16 protein-coding genes and 1 tRNA gene are annotated in these 18,037 nt (G+C 69.6%); 9 read left to right on the top strand and 8 right to left on the bottom strand.

What is annotated here, in order from left to right; genetic code table 11:
- The first annotated feature begins 34 nt into the window (after nucleotides 1–34).
- The gene (locus M6D93_RS09965; protein WP_249768979.1) at nucleotides 35–889 is read left to right on the top strand and encodes a PP2C family protein-serine/threonine phosphatase; all 855 of its coding nucleotides are present in this window, start codon (nucleotides 35–37) and stop codon (nucleotides 887–889) included.
- Between the two features lie 35 nt (nucleotides 890–924).
- On the opposite strand, the gene mshC is transcribed toward M6D93_RS09965, so the two are convergent.
- Nucleotides 925–2,181, bottom strand: coding sequence for a cysteine--1-D-myo-inosityl 2-amino-2-deoxy-alpha-D-glucopyranoside ligase (gene mshC / locus M6D93_RS09960; protein WP_249768978.1), 1,257 nt, complete (start codon nucleotides 2,179–2,181; stop codon nucleotides 925–927).
- Nucleotides 2,182–2,309: 128 nt separating this feature from the next.
- Here mshC and M6D93_RS09955 point away from each other — a divergent pair, with 128 nt between their 5' ends.
- A complete protein-coding gene (locus tag M6D93_RS09955; protein ID WP_249768977.1) occupies nucleotides 2,310–2,774 on the top strand; it encodes an SRPBCC family protein in 465 nt (154 codons plus the stop codon).
- Between the two features lie 30 nt (nucleotides 2,775–2,804).
- Here the strand turns inward: M6D93_RS09955 and M6D93_RS09950 are convergent, their stop codons facing one another.
- The 5 genes from M6D93_RS09950 to M6D93_RS09930 all read right to left on the bottom strand — a co-directional run bounded on the left by M6D93_RS09950 (nucleotide 2,805) and on the right by M6D93_RS09930 (nucleotide 6,899).
- The gene (locus M6D93_RS09950; RefSeq protein WP_249768976.1) at nucleotides 2,805–3,578 is read right to left on the bottom strand and encodes an SCO1664 family protein; all 774 of its coding nucleotides are present in this window, start codon (nucleotides 3,576–3,578) and stop codon (nucleotides 2,805–2,807) included.
- An 18-nt stretch (nucleotides 3,579–3,596) separates the two neighbouring features.
- Nucleotides 3,597–4,163: a DUF3090 family protein gene (locus M6D93_RS09945; RefSeq protein ID WP_249768975.1), complete on the bottom strand. Its 567-nt coding sequence runs from the start codon at nucleotides 4,161–4,163 to the stop codon at nucleotides 3,597–3,599.
- A 10-nt stretch (nucleotides 4,164–4,173) separates the two neighbouring features.
- Complete coding sequence (locus M6D93_RS09940) at nucleotides 4,174–4,908, bottom strand: histidine phosphatase family protein (protein ID WP_249768974.1); 735 nt, start codon at nucleotides 4,906–4,908, stop codon at nucleotides 4,174–4,176.
- Between the two features lie 15 nt (nucleotides 4,909–4,923).
- Nucleotides 4,924–5,772, bottom strand: coding sequence for an undecaprenyl-diphosphate phosphatase (locus tag M6D93_RS09935; protein WP_347343606.1), 849 nt, complete (start codon nucleotides 5,770–5,772; stop codon nucleotides 4,924–4,926).
- Nucleotides 5,773–5,849: 77 nt separating this feature from the next.
- Entirely contained in the window at nucleotides 5,850–6,899 is a 1,050-nt protein-coding gene (locus M6D93_RS09930; protein ID WP_249768972.1) for an LLM class F420-dependent oxidoreductase, read from the bottom strand.
- Between the two features lie 106 nt (nucleotides 6,900–7,005).
- Between M6D93_RS09930 and M6D93_RS09925 the strand changes: the two genes are divergently transcribed.
- From M6D93_RS09925 to M6D93_RS09905, 5 genes are read left to right on the top strand one after another with little or no spacing between them, the layout of a single operon-like run.
- The gene (locus M6D93_RS09925; protein ID WP_249768971.1) at nucleotides 7,006–7,968 is read left to right on the top strand and encodes an aldo/keto reductase; all 963 of its coding nucleotides are present in this window, start codon (nucleotides 7,006–7,008) and stop codon (nucleotides 7,966–7,968) included.
- Nucleotides 7,969–7,982: 14 nt separating this feature from the next.
- Nucleotides 7,983–9,932, top strand: a complete 1,950-nt coding sequence (locus M6D93_RS09920; protein WP_249768970.1) for an AAA family ATPase — start codon at nucleotides 7,983–7,985, stop codon at nucleotides 9,930–9,932.
- Nucleotides 9,933–9,983: 51 nt separating this feature from the next.
- Nucleotides 9,984–11,525, top strand: a complete 1,542-nt coding sequence (locus M6D93_RS09915; RefSeq protein ID WP_249768969.1) for a molybdopterin-dependent oxidoreductase — start codon at nucleotides 9,984–9,986, stop codon at nucleotides 11,523–11,525.
- Nucleotides 11,522–14,092 carry an ATP-dependent helicase HrpB gene (hrpB, locus tag M6D93_RS09910; protein ID WP_249768967.1) on the top strand — a complete coding sequence of 857 codons (2,571 nt, stop codon included), beginning with the start codon at nucleotides 11,522–11,524 and terminating at the stop codon, nucleotides 14,090–14,092. Before M6D93_RS09915 ends, hrpB begins: the two co-directional genes overlap by 4 nt.
- On the top strand, nucleotides 14,082–14,312 hold the full coding sequence (locus M6D93_RS09905) for a DUF5703 family protein (protein ID WP_249768965.1): 231 nt from the start codon (nucleotides 14,082–14,084) through the stop codon (nucleotides 14,310–14,312). Before hrpB ends, M6D93_RS09905 begins: the two co-directional genes overlap by 11 nt.
- A 59-nt stretch (nucleotides 14,313–14,371) precedes the next feature.
- On the opposite strand, the gene M6D93_RS09900 is transcribed toward M6D93_RS09905, so the two are convergent.
- Entirely contained in the window at nucleotides 14,372–15,694 is a 1,323-nt protein-coding gene (locus M6D93_RS09900) for a M20/M25/M40 family metallo-hydrolase (RefSeq protein WP_249768963.1), read from the bottom strand.
- A 62-nt stretch (nucleotides 15,695–15,756) separates the two neighbouring features.
- On the opposite strand from M6D93_RS09900, the gene M6D93_RS09895 reads away from it, so the two are divergent.
- Nucleotides 15,757–15,841, top strand: a tRNA-Leu gene (locus M6D93_RS09895).
- Between the two features lie 104 nt (nucleotides 15,842–15,945).
- The gene (locus M6D93_RS09890) at nucleotides 15,946–16,593 is read left to right on the top strand and encodes a TMEM175 family protein (protein ID WP_249768961.1); all 648 of its coding nucleotides are present in this window, start codon (nucleotides 15,946–15,948) and stop codon (nucleotides 16,591–16,593) included.
- A 152-nt stretch (nucleotides 16,594–16,745) separates the two neighbouring features.
- Here M6D93_RS09890 and M6D93_RS09885 read toward each other — a convergent pair whose 3' ends face one another.
- Nucleotides 16,746–18,035, bottom strand: a complete 1,290-nt coding sequence (locus M6D93_RS09885) for a sensor histidine kinase (RefSeq protein ID WP_249768959.1) — start codon at nucleotides 18,033–18,035, stop codon at nucleotides 16,746–16,748.
- Between the last annotated feature and the right edge of the window lie 2 nt (nucleotides 18,036–18,037).

Below are 18,037 nucleotides of genomic sequence, written 5' to 3'. Positions count from 1 at the left end.
ACACACCGGACTCGACAGAATTGGGCCTCGACGCATGCTGAGGGTGAACTGGGGATCGGCCACCGACGTCGGCCGGGTACGTGAACTCAACGAGGACAGTGTGTGGGCGGGTCCGACCCTGTTCGTCGTCGCCGACGGGATGGGCGGCCACGCGGCCGGCGAGGTCGCCTCGGACATCGCGGTCAGCGAATTCCGCCGCCTTTCCGAGCAGAGGCCACTGAGTGCCGAGGACATCGTCGCGGCCCTGCGGCAGGCCAACGACAGGATCCTCGAAGCGGGCCGGCAACGGCGGGAGCGGTCCGGGCTCGGCACCACGGTGACCGGGCTCGGCCTGGTCGCCGCGGGCGGCTCGACCCAGTGGGCGGTGTTCAACGTCGGCGACTCGCGCGTGTATCGCTTCGCCGACAACCTGCTCAGCCAGCTCACGGTCGATCACTCGGCCGTGCAGGAGCTCGTCACAGCCGGCGAGCTGCGACGCGAGGAAGCGCGCTTTCACCCGCGCCGCAACGTGGTCACCCGCTCGCTGGGCTCCCAGCCGGCTCCGGCGGCCGACGTGTGGCTGTTCCCGCCCTCCCCTGGCGAGCGCTTTCTCATCTGCTCCGACGGGCTCACCGGCGAGCTGGACGATGCCGAAATCGCTCGGGTGCTGTTCGACGAGCCTGACCCGCAACGCGCCGCCGTGGCCCTGGTCGAACAGGCCAACAACGCCGGCGGCCACGACAACACGACTGTCGTCGTGGTCGATGTGGCCGACGTCGATGCCGTTGCCGCGGACGTCGATGCCGTGGACGCCGAAGCCGTGGACGTCGATGCCGGGGACGTCGAAGCCGTGGACGTCGATGGCGGCCCACGTCCCCCTGCTGATACCGACGGACGTCGCCAGGCCTGACCGGATCGGCTTCCCCGGACGTCTGTCAGGCGGCGCTACAGGCGTACACCGAGCAGCGCGTCGATCGCGTCGCGGGCCAGCCACGGCGAGTCCGCGTCGGCCGAGTCGAAGTGCTGCTCCGTGCTGGCCGTCGCCCACCGGTCGACCGCCTCGATCGCGCCCTCGGTGTCCAGGTCGTCGGCCAGCCTGGCCCGCATGGCGGCGAGCAGGTCACGTGCGTCCAGGGCGCGGTCGCCGGACACGGCCCGGCGCCAGCGGTCCAGGCGGCGCTCGGCCGCCGGGAGCCTGCCACCGGTCCACTCGCGGTCGGCTCGGTAGTGACCGTCCAGAAGGGCGAGCCGGATGGCCATCGGGTCGACCCGCGCGCCACGAAGCTTCGACACGAAGACCAGGTTGCCGCGCGACTTGCTCATCTTCTCCCCGTCCAGCGCGATCATCCCCGTGTGCACGTAGTGGCGGGCGAAGGGCCACTGACCGGTGAGCGCCTCCGCGTGTGCCGCGGAGTGCTCGTGATGCGGGAACCGCAGGTCGGAGCCGCCTCCCTGGACGTCGAAGGCCATGCCGAGCCGGTTGCGCGCGATGACCGAACACTCGATGTGCCAACCCGGGCGCCCGGGACCGACGCTGGTGTCCCAGAACGGTTCACCGTCGCGTTTGGCCCGCCACAGCAGGGCATCGAGTGGATTTCGCTTGCCGGGCCGATCCGGGTCCCCGCCCCGCTCGGCGAACAGCGCCAGCATCTGCTCGTCGGTGTAGCGCGACTCGTAGCCGAAGTGCCCGCTTCCTTCGACGGTGGCGTACACGTCGCCGGTGGGGTCCGAGTCGAGCCGGTAGGCCTTGCCTTGGACGAGGAGTTCGGCCACGCCGTCGGCGATCTCGTCGACTGCCTCGACGACACCGACGTAATCGCGAGGTGGCAGCGCGCGCAGCGCAGTCATGTCCTCGGAGAACAGCGTGGTCTCCCGCCGGGCCAGATCGGTCCAGTCGACACCGGTGTCCCTGGCGCGCTCGAGCAGTGGGTCGTCGACATCGGTGACGTTCTGGACGTAGTGCACCGAATGCCCGTTATCCCGCCACACTCGCTGGATGATGTCGAAGGCCAGATACGTGGCCGCGTGACCAAGATGGGTCGCGTCGTACGGGGTGATCCCGCACACGTACAGGGTGGCGGTCGCGCCGGGAGTCGTCGGGCGGATCTCGTCGGAGGCGGTGTCGTACAGCCGCAGCGGCCGGCCACCGTGCCCGTTGGTCTTCGGCAGGACGGGGACTTCGGGCGCGTTCCAGGACTGCATGCCGACACCGTATCTGCCTGCCACGCCCGGCTCCGGCCTCGGGTCGACCAAGCCTCGACGCGATGGATGGCGCCCGCCCAGCACGCTCCGATTGGCGAACACGCCCACGGCGCAGCAAGCTGTCGATCATGGCGAGTGAATCCCAACCGAACGAGTCGAGATATCTGGTCCGGGTATCGGCGGTCATCCCCGCGGGCCGGCAGCAGCTGTTCGACGTCCTGGCCGATCCGGCCCAGCACCCGGCCATCGATGGCGGCGGCTCGGTCAAGGCAGTGCGCGAGGGCGGCCCCGAGCGGTTGAGCCTGGGCGCCACGTTCGCGATGGACATGCACATCGGCGCCGACTACAAGATCCTCAACACCGTCGTCGAATTCGACGAACCATCGGTGATCGCCTGGCGCCACTTCAACGGCCACATCTGGCGTTACCGGTTCCTCGAGGTCGATGGCGGCACGCAGGTGGTGGAGGAATGGGACGCCCGGGGCGCCAAACACCGTCTCAGCCTGCTGCTGCTGGGCTTTCCGGCCCGCAACAGGCGCGGCATGACCGCCACGCTCAGGCGGCTGGCCGATGTGGTGACCGCCCGCCCGTAGCCGCCGCGGCCTCAACCGCAGTGACGCTGCTCAGTACGGCGGATACGGGATCGCCGGCCAGTCCGTCGGCGGAAGCGGGAACAGCCCGGTGCTGACGAGCCGCGACACCCGGCGCCGGGCGGCGCGAACCTCGGCGCGGGTGAGCAACTCCCCCAGCGCCTGGCCGAGCTCGGCCCGCAGGGCGTCCTCGACTCGGTGCAGGCCCTCCAGGAGTTCGGGCGGGATGGCCGAGCCGGCCCACTGCCAGAGCACGGTGCGCAACCGGTCGTCCACGCCGTAGCTGACTCCGTGATCCACGCCGTAGATGTGCAGCGCCCCGTCCGGATCGCGCACCGGAAGCAGGTGCGAAACCTTCCGGTCGGAATTGTTGATGATCGCGTCGAACAGGGCCATGACCCGCAACGGGGCGGCAACGCCGGCGTTGATGGCCTCGATGATGTCGTAGTCCTCGTCCTCACCGATCCACAGTTGGACCATGCCCACGCCCATCGGACCGTCGCGCAGAACCGTCGGAGGAACCAGCTGGAGGTCGGCCGTCGTCGGCGCCAAGAAGGTTGCGGTCAGGTACGCCGCATACTCCCGTTCGGCCAGCGTGCCGTCCGGGTAATCCCAGAGCGGCCGCTCACCCGAGATCGGCTTGTAGACGCATGCCGCCGCGATTCCGTCCAACTCCGCCCGGCAGTACAGGGTGGCGTTGGAGGCCGTCGTGACCCGGCCCTCGATACTCAGCTCGCCCCGTTCGAGCAGGGTCAGAGCCTCGGCCGTCGGCAGGGCCAGGGGTGCGGTGAGTTCCTCCGAAGCCATGGTTGTAGCTGCCGGACCCTAGAGCTCGATCTCGGCCTGGCGGTGATAGCCGTTCTGCCTCGGGCACACGTGCCCGTTGGGATCCATCGGTTCGTTGCACAGCGGGCAGGGCGGACGCCCGGCGGCCACGACCCGCTTGGCGCGCTCGGCGAACTCGAACGCGGCTTGATGCGCCAGTCGCACCCGCAACGCGTCCGGGCCCTCCTCGGTGTCTTCGAGCAGGGTCGCCTCGGCGGTTTCGGTGGACTCGGCCGGGGCCTGAGCCTCGATGATGATCATCCCCGACTCGGTGTCGTAGGCAAGCCCCATCGCGGCGACCCGGAACTCCTCGTCGATCGGGTTCTCAAGAGGTTCGGCGTCGACGTCGACCGCCTCGGGAACCGGAATGCCAGAGCGGGTGGCAACCTCTTCGAGGAGTTGCTCGAGCCGCTCGGTGAGAATGGTGACCTGCGACTTCTCCAGCGCGACGCTCACCGTCCGGGTGTCGTCGGAGGCCTGGAGGAAGAACACGCGTTCCCCGGGTTGGCCTACGGTGCCGACGACGAACCGTCGCGGCTGGTCGAAGAAGAACAACTGACGGCTCATTGCATCAAGCCTAAACCGTCCCCGCGCCCGCTCCGCCGCCGATGGTCGCATCCGAGGCCGCGGACCGGCTCTGCCGGCCGCGGGCGGTCTTGGCGGGCTTGGGCGGAACGAGCCGGGCGAGGTCGCCGCCGGTGTCGTTCTGGGTGAGGACGAACGGTCGGCCGTCGGTGTAGCGGATGGCCGAGATCGAGCACGGATCGACCACGATTCGCTGGAACAGATCCAGGTGGAGCCCGAGGGCATCGGCCAGGATGGCCTTGATCACGTCCCCGTGGCTGCACGCCACCCACACCGTCTCGGCCCCGTGCTGAGCCGACAGCGTGGCGTCCATGGAGCGCACGGCCGCGACGCCTCGGGCCGCCATCGCGCCCATCGACTCGCCGTTCGGAAAGGTCGCCGCCGATGGCTGAGCCTGCACCACGCGCCACAGTGGTTCCTTGGCCAGGGCAGTGATCTTCTGGCCGGTCCAGTCCCCGTAGTCGCACTCGACCAGCCGGCGGTCGGTCTTGGTCGACGGCGCGTGTCCGGCGGAGCGCTGCGCCTTGGTGACGGCCTTCGCGGTCTCGGCGCACCGCTCCAGGGGGCTCGTGACGACCGCGCTCAGCGCGACCGAGGCCAGCCGCTGCGCGACCGAGGCGGCCTGGGCGATACCGCGGTCATCGAGATGGACGCCGGGTGTGCGGCCGGCCAGGACGGGCCCGGTCATGGCGGTGAGGCCGTGACGCAACAACAGAACGGTCGCCATGTCAGCTCTCGGTACTCAGGTCGCCGACACCGCGCCGGTGGCCAACAGCACCATCAGCACCGCGCCGAGCGCGATTCGGTAAGCGACGAAGACAAAGGTGGAGTGCCGCGAGACGTATCGGATCAACCAGGCGATCGACGCCAGCCCGACGATGAAGCTGATCACGGTCGCGACGATCGTGATTCCCATGCCGGGCGCGTGCGGACCGCCGATCTTGCGTACCTCGAACAGTCCCGAGGCGACGACCGCGGGGACCGAGAGCAGGAAGGAGAATCGGGCGGCCGTGACCCGATCCAGGCCTCGGAACAGCCCCGCGGTGATGGTGGCGCCCGAGCGCGACACGCCTGGGATCAGCGCCAGGGACTGCGCGGCTCCGACGACGATGGCGTCCCGGGAGTTGATGTCGTCCTCGCCGCGGTCTCGCGAGGCACGGCGTTCGGCCACGAACAGCACGATCGCCATGACGATGAGCGCGACGGAGATGATCCACAGGTTGCGGGCACCGGTCTCGATCTGGTGGGAGAAGATCAGCCCGAAGACGCCGACGGGAATCGTGGCGAGGATGAGGTACCACCCCATCCGGTATTCCAGGCTCTGTCGCTCGGCGCCGTTGCCGCCCCGCAGGTGGGAGAACACCCCACGCAGCCAGGCGACCGCGACGTGCAGCAGTTCGCGCCAGAAGTAGAGGACGACCGCGGCCATCGTGCCGAGCTGGATCACGGCGGTGAAGGCGGTGAAGCCGGCCTGGTCGATGTGCGGATTCAGCCAGGCCTGCACGATCCGCAGGTGGCCGGTGGACGAGATCGGAAGGAACTCGGTCAATCCCTGCACAACGCCATATACCGCTGCCTGCAGTGGCCCGATGTCGCTCAAGCGGATACCCCGTGTCCCGTTCTCTGACTCATACGATCGCGCTCAGTCGCTAACGCCCGAAGGGTGAATCATCCCGCATGCCCCGACTGCTCCAGCGCCTGGGCTGCGATCCGGAGCGCGTCGACGCGCTCGGGCAGCGTAGGGGCCAGCGGCATGACGTTCAGACTAGTGACCCCGGACTCGGCGAAGGCGGCCATTCGCTCGGCAATTCGGTTCTTCGGGCCGATCAGCGCCGTCGAGTCGATGAACTCGAACGGCACCGCCGCCGCCGCACCCTCGTAGTCGCGCGCCATGTACTTGGCCTGGATCTGCTCCGCGGCGTCGCCGTAGCCCATCCGGGTGGCGAGCTGGTTGTAGAAGTTGACGTCCTTACTACCCATGCCGCCGACGTAGAGCGAGGCGTAGGCCCGGATCGGCGCCGCAGCGGCCTGCACGTCGTCCCCGACGACCAGCGGCATGCTGGCCACGACGTCGAAGCCGTCCAGGGTCTTGCCCACCTTCGCCCGTCCGGCCTGGATCAGGGCCAGCTGCTCGGCGCCGAACTGCGTCGAATAGAAGATGGCCAACCAGCCGTCGGCGATCTCGCCGGTCAACTCGAGATTCTTCGGTCCGACCGAGGCCAGGTAGATCGGAATGTGTTCGCGGACCGGGTGGACGGTCAGCTGCAACGCCTTACCCGGACCGTCGGGCAGCGGCAACTGGTAGTGCCGGCCGTCGTAACGCACCCGTTTGCGCGACAGTGCGAGGTTGACGATGTCGACGTACTCACGGGTCCGGGCCAGCGGCTTGTCGAAACGCACGCCGTGCCAGCCTTCCGACACCTGTGGGCCGGACACGCCCAGGCCGAGCCGGTACCGCCCGCCCGACAGGCTGTCCAGGGTCGCAGCGGTCATCGCCGCCATCGCGGGGCTGCGAGCGGGGATCTGCATGATCGCGCTGCCCAGACCGATCCGCTCGGTCTGTGCACCCACCCAGGCCAGCACCGTCGCGGTGTCGGAGCCGTAGGCCTCCGCGGCCCACACACAATCGAAGCCGAGCTGGTCGGCTTCGCGGGCCAGCGCCAAGTTGTCCTGGTCGTTGCCCATTCCCCAGTAGCCCATGTTCACGCCGAGTTTCACGCCGCAACCCTAGCGACCGGCCGGCAACTCACGGCGTGGAATCTGTCACCCCCGTCGGCGTCCACCTGCGCATCGCGCCCCGTCAGGTGCACTAGGTTGTTCAAACGTGGATCAGCTGGCGTTGGGACGGAGCGGGCTCAAGGTGTCTCAACTCGGGTTGGGCACCATGACCTGGGGAAACGGGACGGATCCGGACGAGGCTGCGGCCATCCTGGTGGCCTTCCACGACGCCGGCGGCACCCTGGTCGACACGGCCGTCTCCTACAGCAACGGCGAGGCCGAACGCATCCTGGGCAGCTTGCTGGCCGACGTCGTGCCCCGCTCGGAAGTTGTCCTCGCCTCGAAGGCCGGCATCAGCCGCCTTGGTGACGAGCGGTTCATCGACGCCTCGCGCGGTGCCTTGCTCAGCCGGCTGGACGAGTCCCTACGCAACCTCGGCGTAGATCACCTCGATCTGTGGCAGGTGCACATCCCCGACCCGACCGTGCCCGCCGAGGAGACCATGGCGGCGCTCGAGTACGCCGTCGCCTCGGGCAAGGTCCGCTACGTCGGCGTTTCGAACTACTCCGGCTGGCGGACCGCGCAGGCGGCGATGCTAAGGCGCGGGTCGCACGCCCCCCTGGTGTCCAACCAGGTTCGCTACTCCCTGCTCGACCGAGGGATCGAGCGCGAGGTCGTCCCGGCCTGCGCCGAGTTCGGCCTCGGAATCCTGCCCTATTCACCACTCGGCGGCGGCGTGCTCACCGGCAAGTACCGCAATGGCGTCCCGGCCGACTCCCGCGGTGCGGCCGAAGGCCGAAACCTGGCGCACTACTCCGACCCGCGGGCGGTTGGGATCGTCGAGGCGGTCGCGACTGCGGCTGACGGTCTGGCCACCTCGCCGATCACGGTGGCCCTGTCCTGGCTGCGAAACCGTCCCGGCATCACCGCACCGGTCGTCGGCGCGCGCACGCTCGGCCAGTTGACGGCCGCCCTGCAGTCGCTGACGGTCGAGCTTCCTCTGGAGATCCAACTGGCGCTGGACGACGTGAGCGCACCGGTCCTGGGCTACCCCGAGGAGTTGGGCTGAGCCAGCCCGGGCCGATGCAACCGTCCGACGACCGGGTTTTCGCGGCCTTCTGCGCCTCCGGGCTGTGGCCGGGACTGGGAATCACGCTGGCCGGGGCGCTGGCCGAGGCCGGTATCCGGACCCCCGGCGACGTCACCACCTCAGCCCTGGCTTCGCTGCCGAAGGTCGGCCAGTTGCGCGCTGGGCGCCTGCTGTCGGCCTTCATCGCCGCTCAGCCCGCGTACGACATCGTCGCCCTGCTGTTGCAGGCGGGCCTGGCGCCCCGCCTGGCCGGGCGGTGTGTCGAGATCTTCGGACCGGGCGCGCTCCGGTTGCTCAAGGACGACCCCTGGCGGCTGCTGCAGTTGTCAGGCGTCAGCGTCGCCGATGCCGACGCGCTGGCCAGGGCGGCTCTGCCCGGCATCCTGCCTTCCGACGACCGCCGCTCACGCGCGCTGGTCGGCTGGGTGCTGACCCAGGTCGCACGCGACGGTGACACCCTGGCCACCCTCGAACGGGTCACCGACGACCTGCTGTCCTACCGGGTCGCCGATCCGCAGGCCGCCATCGCGGCCGCCTGCGAAGCGGGTGCGGTGGAAGCGGTGTCGACGGTGCTCGATTCGACCCTGGCTCTGACGCGCTACGCCGAGGCCGAGCGCGAGATCGCCAGCTCGGTGCACCGGCTGACCGACGCCGCGAAACAGATCGGCCAGGTCCGGCCGGCCCGGCGGCGCAAGGCGGGCGAGGACATCGACCCCGACGGCCTTGACTCCGTCCAGCGCAGCGCGGTCGACAACGCCCTCACCCACGGGCTCAGCGTGCTGACCGGCGGACCCGGGACCGGCAAGTCGCGCACGGTCGCGACGCTGGTGCGCGAGGCCGAGCGGGCGGGTAAGTCGGTGGCCTTGGCAGCGCCGACGGGACGGGCGGCCAAGCGGCTGGCGGAACTGTGTGACGCCGAGGCGATGACCATCCACCGGATGCTCGGGGTGCAGCCCCGCAGCGACACCGACGACGACGGCAACGCGCGGGTCGACTTCTCCGCCGGCTTCGCGCGGGGGGCCGACTGGCCGCTGGACCAGGACATAGTGGTGGTGGACGAGGCCTCGATGCTGGACGTGGAGCTGGCCGCGGCCCTGTTGCGTGCCTGCGCGGACGGTACTCACGTGCTGGTCGTCGGCGACTCCGCGCAGCTGCCCTCGATCGGGCCCGGTCAAGTGCTGGCCGACCTGATCGGCTCCAACACGGTTCCCGTGGTGGAGCTGACCACGCTGTACCGCCAGGAAGCCGGTGGTGCGATCGCGCGGCTGGCGACCGCGGTCCGGTCTGGGTCGCTGCCTGCGGTCGACTCACCCGAGCGGGAAGTGGTCATCGTGCCGGCGCGCGGATCGGCCGAGTGCGCACACCGGGTCGTGCAGCTGATGACCGACTCGATCCCGCGCGCCCTGGAGATTCCGGCCGAACAGATCCAGGTCGTGACCCCGGTTCACCGCGGACCGGCGGGCACCCTGGCGCTCAACGCCGCCCTGAAGGCAGTGCTCAATCCGCCGAAAGCGCCGTCCGGAAAAGGCTTTTCGCGTTTCGACGAGGGTGACCGGGTGGTGGCCACCGCCAACCACCTCGAAGTCAGCCCGACCGGTTTCGCCAACGGGGAAGTCGGCGTCGTGACCAAGGTCGCGGACAAGGTCGTCACGGTCGACTTCGGATCGGGACCGGCGGAGATAAGCGGCAAGGCGTTGGCTGACATCACCCACGGCTGGGCCATCACCGTGCATCGCGCCCAGGGATCGGAGTTCCGGGCGGTCATCGTGGTGCTGCCACCGGAGGCCGGGCGCATGCTGTCACGCCCGCTCGTCTATACCGGCCTCACCCGAGCCCAACGGCATCTGTCGATCGTTCACGGCACCGGCCCGGCCCTGGCCCATGCGGTCCACGACATCCGCAACAAGCCGCGTCGAACCGCCTTGCGGGACTTTCTCGGCTGAAGCCGTAGCAGTGTCTTAAGAACCCTGTGAGCCCACGCTCGGGACAATGGGATGGTGCGACTCCTCCGTTCTCCTCGACTGCTCGCGGCATTGGCGGGTCTGCTCTCGGCCGCCGTCGCGGTGGGTATCGGCGAGGTCATCGCGGGCTTGGTCCGCCCCGCCGCATCGCCGGTCATCGTCGTCGGCAACCGGATGATCCTGCTGACCCCGGAGTCCGTGCGACGCTGGGCCATCTCGGTTTTCGGGACCAACGACAAGCACGCCTTGCTGACCGGGATCTACGTCGCGATCGGCCTGGCCTCCCTGGGCATCGGCGCACTGGCCTACCGCCGCTTGGCCGCCGGCCTGGTGGCGCTGGGCTTGTTCGGCGGCTTCGGCGCCTACTGCGCGCTGACCACCCATGCCCACCGCGGATCGGACGCGGTGCCCTCGATCGCCGCCGGGGTCGCCGGCATCGGATGTTTGGCCGTGCTGATCCGGTCCCTGCGGCCCCGCCCCGCCGAGGCGGGCGTCCCCTCCGGAGTCCGGCGCCGCAGCTTCCTGCAGGCGGGCGCCTTCGCGGCGGCCCTGGCCGCGTTCAGCGGGTTGTTCGGCCGCAACCTGCAGCGGACCCGCTACGACGCCTCGGCAGCCCGGGCCGCGATCCCGGTGCCATCCGTGTCCACCTCACCCGCCGCACCGGCCGCGACGTACGACCTGGGCAAGAGCGGGATTCCCTTTGTCATACCGAATGATTCCTTCTACCGGATCGACACCGCGCTGTCGATTCCGCAGCTCAATCCGAAAACCTGGAACCTGCGCATCCACGGCCTGGTCGAGCGCGAGATAACGTTCACCTACGACCAGCTCCGGTCCCGTCCGCTGATCGAACGCTGGATCACTCTGGCTTGCGTGTCCAACGACGTCGGCGGTGATCTGATCGGTAACGCCCGCTTCCTCGGGGTCCGGCTGGCGGACCTGCTCGAGGAGGCCGGCGTGCACCCGGGTGCGGACCAGTTGCTGGCGACCTCCGCCGACGGCATGACGATCGGCTCCCCCACCGCGGTCGTGATGGATGGGCGGGACGCGATGCTGGCGATCGGGATGAACGGCGAGCTGCTACCGGTGGCGCACGGATTCCCGGTGCGCATGGTGGTGCCTGGTCTCTACGGCTACGTCTCGGCGTGCAAATGGATCACCGACCTGGAGGTGACCACGTTCGCGAGGCAGTCGGCGTACTGGGTGGCCGAAGGGTGGGCCCAGCGGGGACCGGTGCTGCTGGAATCGCGCATCGATTTCCCCAGATCGTCGGCCTCGTTGGCGGCCGGTTCGCGGGCCGCGATCGCCGGGGTGGCGTGGGATCAACACGTGGGGGTGTCGAAGGTCGAAGTGCAGGTCGACAATGGCCAATGGCAGCAGGCCGATCTTGCTCCGGTGCCCTCGACCGACACCTGGCGGCAGTGGGTACTGCCATGGACTGTTCCGCCGGTGGGCGTGCACACTCTGCGGGTGCGCGCCACCGATGCCAAGGGCGTGGTCCAAACCGACCACTCGACCCAGCCCTTTCCGTCCGGCGCGACCGGCTGGCACACGATCAGTGTCCGTTCGCGGTGACCGCACTGCTGCCGCAGCCAGGTCGGCCCGGCGGCGATCTTCCGGTTGCCTCGGTGCTGCCGGCGGTGGTCCAAGCGCTGGTCGAGCACCGCGCGGCAGTCCTGCTGGCGCCACCGGGCACCGGCAAGACGACCCTGCTGCCGCTGGCCCTGGCTGATGGCCTCGAGGCTGGGGGCGGCCGAGTGCTCGTGGCCGAACCTCGCCGGATCGCGACCCGAGCCGCGGCGGCGCGGATGGCCGCGCTGATCGGCGAGGACGTCGGTAATCGGGTCGGATACTCGGTCAGGGGCGAGCGACGTCTCGGTCCGAACACCCGGATCGAGGTGGTCACCACCGGGCTGCTCGTCCAGCGCCTGCTGCACGATCAGGAACTGGCCGGCGTCGGCGCGGTGATCATCGATGAGTGCCACGAACGCCAGCTCGACACCGACCTCGCGCTGGCGTTCGTCCGAGACGTGGCCGCCAACCTGCGCGACGATCTTGCGGTCGTGGCGACCTCGGCCACCGCCGCGGCGGAGCCGATCGCGGCCCTGCTGGGGAGCGCGTTGCGTCCCGCCCCGGTGATCACGGCGAGCGCTGCGCTGTTTCCGGTAACGCTGCATTGGGCGACGCGGGCCACGGTGCCCTTCGACCGCAACCGCCGAGTGTCAGCGGCGATGCTCGATGAGGTCGCCGCCACCGTCCGCCGCGCCGCCGACGAAGCGGACGGCGACCTGCTGGTGTTTCTGCCGGGCGAGAGCGAGATCGTCGCGGTGACACAGCGACTGCGCCACGCGGGGATCGGTGAGCTGATGCCGTTGCTCGGCCGTCAGTCGGCGGCCGAGCAACAGCGGGCGTTGCGCGCCGGGCCCGGGCGCCGCGTGGTGCTGAGCACGGCGGTCGCCGAGAGCAGCGTGACGGTGGACGGAGTGCGCATCGTCGTCGACGCGGGACTGTCGCGACAGCCGCAGCTCGATCACGAACGCGGCCTCGGCTCCCTCGTCACGGTTCGGGTGTCCCGGGCCTCGGCTGAGCAGCGGGCCGGCCGAGCCGGTCGGCAGGGACCCGGCCGCGTGTATCGACTGTGGACCGAGGTCGAGCACTCCCACCTCGACCCGTATTCGGCACCAGAACTTCAGACCGCCGACCTGACCGCCTTCGCCCTGAATCTCGCGGTCTGGGGAACGTCGGCGGGAGCCGGTTTGGAGCTGCTCGAACGTCCGGGCGACTCGGCGCTCGACGGCGCCGTCGCTACCCTGCGGCTCGTAGGCGCCGTCGACCACGACGGCCGGGTCACCGACCGGGGTTCAGCCCTGGCCCGCGTCGGAGTCCATCCTCGCCTGGCTCGGGCCTTGCTCGACGGGTCGAGTCTGGTCGGCCCGGATATGGCTCGCGAGCTCGTCGCGCTGCTCGGCAGCGACCGCCTGCTGTCGTGGGCCCGGCGCGGCGACGACCTGACGGCCCTGTGGCGCCGGCTGCGCGCCGGCTCGGACCCGGCGGCAACAGCGGACTGGAGGGCCGAGATCGCCCGGCTCGCGCGGACCGGACGAGAGGTGGGGACGGACACGACCTCGGTCGGTGCCCTCAACCAGGACCGGGCGGCCGCCACCGTCATCGGCCTGGCCTACCCCGAGCGGCTGGCGCGGCGCCGGCCGACCGGGGGCGACAGCTACCTGCTCGCCAGTGGGACCGGCGCCTCGCTGGCGGCCGACACGCAGCTGAGGGACGCGCCGTGGTTGGCCGTCGCGGTGGCCGACCGCCCGAGCGGCCGGCGCGACGCCGACGTCCGGCTGGCGGCGGTGCTCCAGGAGGACCTGGCCGTCCAGCTCGGGGTCGAGCTCCTGAGCGAGCAGGACACGGTCGAATGGGCGCGCGGCGAGCTGGTCGCGGCCCACATCACCCGCCTCGGAGCGATCGAGCTGAGCCGGCGTCCATTGGCCGACGCCGATCCGGCCGACCTGCTGGCGGCAATCCGCACCGGGCTCAGGGACGAGGGACTGGACCTGCTCGGGTGGACCGCGACAAGCAGGAACCTTCGACAGCGACTGGCGTTCTGCCATCGTCAGCTCGTCGAGCAGGGCTGGCCGGACGTCAGCGATGGTGCGTTGCTGGCCCGGCTGGACAGCTGGCTCGGCCCCGAACTGGCCCGGGTGCGGCGGCGCGCCGACCTGGGCCGCACCGACCCGGGACCGGGCCTGAGCCGGCTGGTCGGCTGGCCGCTGTTCGGCCGGCTGGGCGAGTTGGCTCCCGAACGCCTGACGGTTCCCTCGGGCTCGCGGCTCGCCCTGGACTACGCCGACCTCGACCGGCCACGGCTGTCGGTGCGGCTGCAGGAGACCTTCGGCTGGACACGGACCCCGCGGTTGGCCGAGGGGCGTGTCGGCGTGGTGATCGAGTTGCTGTCCCCGGCCGGTCGACCCGTGGCGGTCACCGCCGATCTGGCCTCGTTCTGGGCCGAGGGCTACCGCGCGGTGCGTTCGGAGCTGCGGGGAAGGTACCCCAAACACGCATGGCCCGAGGACCCGAGCAGTGTCGCGCCGTTACGCGGACTGCCACGTCGAGGAGCACAATCGGGCAATGCTGACTGAGAATCCGGCGGACTCAGATCCCGACTGGGAGTACGCACCGCTGCGGATCCCCTCGGACGTCACGAGGGTGAGCGCGGCGGTGCGGCTCGCATTGCACGCCGAATACGGCGGCTGGGAACTGGCCCGCGTCCGCAAGTACACCGACGGTTCCCGTCAGGTCCTGCTGCGCCGCAAACGACGACCCGCCGACAGCCTGCCGATGCCCGGCCTCATCGCCTGACCGCCCGACCGCCTCAACGCCGGTGAGGCGGGAGTCGGGCCTGATCCCGGTCGGGCCGCTCAGACGGCGCGGAGGAACCGGTCGAGCACCCGTACCCCGAAGTGCAGGCCGTCGACCGGGACCCGCTCGTCGATGCCGTGGAACAACGAGCTGAAATCCAGGTCCGGCGGCAGCAACAGCGGCGCGAACCCGAAGTTGCGAATGCCCAGCAGCGAAAAGGATTTCGCGTCCGTCCCGCCGGACATCATGTACGGCATCAGCCGGCCTTTGGCGTCCTCGGCACTGATCGCCTTGGCCATCTCGTCGACGATGGCTCCGCTGAAGTCCGTCTCCACCGCGATGTCGTGAACGATCATCTCGCGCGTCACGTAGTCGCCGAGCAACGAGTCGATCGTGTCGAACAATTCGTCCTCGTACCCGGGCAGGAACCGGGTGTCGATCGTGGCTTCGGCCGTGGACGGGATCACGTTGGCCTTGTACCCCGCCTGCAGCATCGTCGGGTTTGCGGTGTTGCGCAGGGTGGCACCGATCATGCGGGCCATCGCGCCCAGGTGCGGCAGTGCCGCCTCGGGATTGTCGGGGTCGATCGGCAGCCCGGTGACCTCGGCGAGTTCCTCGAGAAAGGTCCTGACCGTGGGCGTCAGTCGAAGCGGGAACTGGTACTCACCGATGCGGGTGACGGCCTGGGCCAGCTCCACCACCGCGTTCGTACCGTGCACCATCGAGCCGTGACCGGGCTGGGCCTGGGCCCGCAGTCGGAGCCAGCCGATGCCCTTCTCGGCGGTCTGCACGAGATACATGCGCAGATCGTCGTTGACCGTCACGGAGAACCCGCCGACCTCTGAGATCGCTTCGGCGCAGTCGGCGAAGAGGTCGGCGTGGTGCTCGACGAGGTGATGCGCACCTTCCCGGCCGCCGGCTTCCTCGTCGGAGACGAATGCGAGCACGATGTCGCGGTCCGGGCGGGTGCCGGTGCGCGCCCAGTCCCTGATCACGGCCAGGGTCATCGCGTCCATGTCCTTCATGTCGACTGCGCCGCGCCCCCAGACGTAGCCGTCCTTGACCTCGCCCCCGAACGGGTCGACGGACCATTCGGACTTCTCCGCGGGCACCACGTCGAGATGGCCGTGGATGAGCAGCGGGGGGCGGTCCGGATTGCTGCCCGAGATGCGGGCGATCGTGGACGCACGGCCCGGGGCGGCTTCGATGATCTGGGACTCGATGCCGACTTCGTCCAGCTTCTCGGCCACCCATTCGGCGGCGGGCCGTTCCGGATGCGTCGGATTGGAGGTGTTGATCCGGATCAGGTCCGACAGCAGGCTGACGACCTCCTGTTGGGCGCCGGAAGACTCGGTGGAGGGGCTGCGCGCATCGTCGGACATGAGTCATTCCTACCAGTGTTCGGCGCACGCCGGCCGGTCGGCTAGACTCTTGCTTCGCACTCGTCCGGGTGGCGGAATGGCAGACGCGCTAGCTTGAGGTGCTAGTGCCCTTTATCGGGCGTGGGGGTTCAAGTCCCCCCTCGGACACTAGAAGAGCCCCAGGTTTCTGGGGCTCTTTCGCATGTGAGACCTCAGTCATTGGCGAGCCCCACGGCATGCTGATCTGGCCATCCACAGTGGATCATGAGCGCATGCGACAGTCGGGCAAAGCTCGGAGCGAGGCCTTCAGCGACGGAGTGATCGCCGTGGCCATCACCCTTCTCGTCCTTGACCTGCACGTCTACGTCGACGGTCACGGCAGCCTCGCGCGCCAGCTCCGTGATCAGTGGCCGACGTACGCGGCCTACGTCGTGACGTTCTTTGTCATCGGCGTGATCTGGGTCAACCACCATTCGCTCATGATGCTGGTGGACAACGTCGACCGAACGCTGCTGTTCTACAACTTGTTACTCCTGCTGGCTGTCACCACGATGCCGTTCGCGACATCCGTGCTTGCCGACTACCTCCGCGTCGGCGGCGCGGACGCGCGGCTTGCCGTCACTCTGTACGGCGCGGTCAGCGAGCTGATGGCGATCGCGTTCACCCTCATGCTGCACCGCATGATCCACGCCGGCCTGATCATCTTCCCGGTCGATCGCACGCAGAGCCGGCGGGCTCTGCAGCGGTTCGGACTCGGCTTGGCTGTCTACCCGGTGATCACCGTGATCGGCCTGTGGTCACCCCCCGTCATGCTGGGGCTCTACGCGCTCCAAACGGCCTATTACCTGTTCGACCAGGCCCCTATTCTCGGCAACACCATCGTCGTCGGACCGCCGGCAGGACAGCAGACGCCCCAATGACGTCCGTCCGGGGCGCAGCGCGTTGCAGGCCTCGTTGCAGGCCTCGTTGCAGGCCTCGTTGCAGGCCTGGGCACGCCCCGTCGTAGGGCTCGTCGTAGGGCTCGTTGCCGGCCTTGCAGCCGATGACCCGCAGCCACACAGGAGGATGTGGCTCAGGCGACGTGCGGAACCGTCGGCAGCAAGAGGGTGAAAGTGGGCGGGGACGTGCTCGTCAGGGTCAACCGGCCCCCATCGGCCTCGGCCAGGCTGCGGGCCAGTGACAATCCGATCCCGTGGCCCGCGGCCGCGGCACTACGACGCGTGAACAGCTCGTCGGGTGCGCTCGTCACCGCCGGGGCGGGGTTGCTCACGTCAACGGCTACGGCACTCATGGCTGACCGCGCCGTCACCGTGACCGGGCCCGTCCCGTGCTGGTGGGCGTTGTCGAGAAGGATGTCGAGAATCTGGTCGAGCGCACCGTCCGAGCATCGAACGCGGCCGTCCTCCAGTTCGGTGACGTCAACCCGGAGCGGGCGGTTGTCGGCCGCGAGCACCCCCACCCAGCGCGAGCGCAGGCGGGCCAGGCCCGATGCGAGATCAGCACTCGCCGCGACCGGGTGATCCCGGGCCGCGGCCAGAAGCGTTTCGATCGTCTGCTGTAGGTGGTCGGTCGCCGTCAGCGCACCGGTCAACCGTTCGCGCGGATCGCCATCCTGATCGAGGAGCGCAGACTCCAGTTGGATCCGCAATCGCGCCAGTGGTGTACGCAATTGATGCGAGGCATCGGCTACGAACCGCCGCTCCCGTTCGATCGTCGTGTACAGCGCATCGGCGCTGTCGTTGAGCGTCCGCGCGAGGGTGTCGAGTTCACCGATGTCCGATGCCGTCGCACGGGCGCCTCGCTGGCCGCTGCCCATCGCCTCGGCGACCGCGGCCAGCTCCTCCAGCGGTGTCGACAAGCGTCGGCTGTAGCGACGAGCGGCGAACGCCGACAGGAGAACCGCAAGCAGCGCCGTGGCCGCCATCTCGGCCCAGGCAGTCGCGATTCGATGACGAAGCTCGCTGCGCGGAACCGAAACCGTGACGGCCGCGGTCACGGTGTCACCGTCGGAAATCGGCGCGCCGGCAACGATTCGATCCGCCTCGACGCCGGTGCCCGTCCGGCCGCTGAGAGCCGCCCGGCCGACGGTGCCCATCGCAGGCGTCCCGTTTCCGGCAAGCCGATGACCGGACGGGTCATAGACGGCCCACTGCGCCTGCGGTTCGAGTCCGGCTGTCTGCGCGACACCGGCTGCTTTGAGATCACCGGACAGCGCCACGGCGGCGGTTGCTGCCGCCCGCTGCAGCTCGCTTCGCTCATCGCCGGCGAGATAACGCGAAGCCACGATGGACAGCGGCACCGCGAACAGGAGCACCGCGACAGTGCACGCGAGCACGACCAGCGTCGTGATCCGTTTGCGCATGC

Origin of the sequence: Jatrophihabitans telluris (assembly GCF_023516435.1) — a bacterium.
GTDB lineage: Bacteria > Actinomycetota > Actinomycetes > Mycobacteriales > Jatrophihabitantaceae > Jatrophihabitans_A > Jatrophihabitans_A telluris.
Note: the sequence above shows the minus strand (reverse complement) of the source record. Positions and strands in the feature narration are given on the sequence as shown.

Bases quoted from the DNA above. Each gene is read 5' to 3' on its own strand.
- M6D93_RS09965 (WP_249768979.1), top strand. From the start codon at position 35: ATGCTGAGGGTGAACTGGGGATCGGCCACCGACGTCGGCCGGGTACGT.
- mshC (WP_249768978.1), bottom strand. From the start codon at position 2,181: ATGCAGTCCTGGAACGCGCCCGAAGTCCCCGTCCTGCCGAAGACCAAC.
- M6D93_RS09955 (WP_249768977.1), top strand. From the start codon at position 2,310: ATGGCGAGTGAATCCCAACCGAACGAGTCGAGATATCTGGTCCGGGTA.
- M6D93_RS09950 (WP_249768976.1), bottom strand. From the start codon at position 3,578: ATGGCTTCGGAGGAACTCACCGCACCCCTGGCCCTGCCGACGGCCGAG.
- M6D93_RS09945 (WP_249768975.1), bottom strand. From the start codon at position 4,163: ATGAGCCGTCAGTTGTTCTTCTTCGACCAGCCGCGACGGTTCGTCGTC.
- M6D93_RS09940 (WP_249768974.1), bottom strand. From the start codon at position 4,908: ATGGCGACCGTTCTGTTGTTGCGTCACGGCCTCACCGCCATGACCGGG.
- M6D93_RS09920 (WP_249768970.1), top strand. From the start codon at position 7,983: ATGCAACCGTCCGACGACCGGGTTTTCGCGGCCTTCTGCGCCTCCGGG.
- M6D93_RS09915 (WP_249768969.1), top strand. From the start codon at position 9,984: ATGGTGCGACTCCTCCGTTCTCCTCGACTGCTCGCGGCATTGGCGGGT.
- M6D93_RS09905 (WP_249768965.1), top strand. From the start codon at position 14,082: ATGCTGACTGAGAATCCGGCGGACTCAGATCCCGACTGGGAGTACGCA.
- M6D93_RS09900 (WP_249768963.1), bottom strand. From the start codon at position 15,694: ATGTCCGACGATGCGCGCAGCCCCTCCACCGAGTCTTCCGGCGCCCAA.
- M6D93_RS09890 (WP_249768961.1), top strand. From the start codon at position 15,946: ATGCGACAGTCGGGCAAAGCTCGGAGCGAGGCCTTCAGCGACGGAGTG.
- M6D93_RS09885 (WP_249768959.1), bottom strand. From the start codon at position 18,035: ATGCGCAAACGGATCACGACGCTGGTCGTGCTCGCGTGCACTGTCGCG.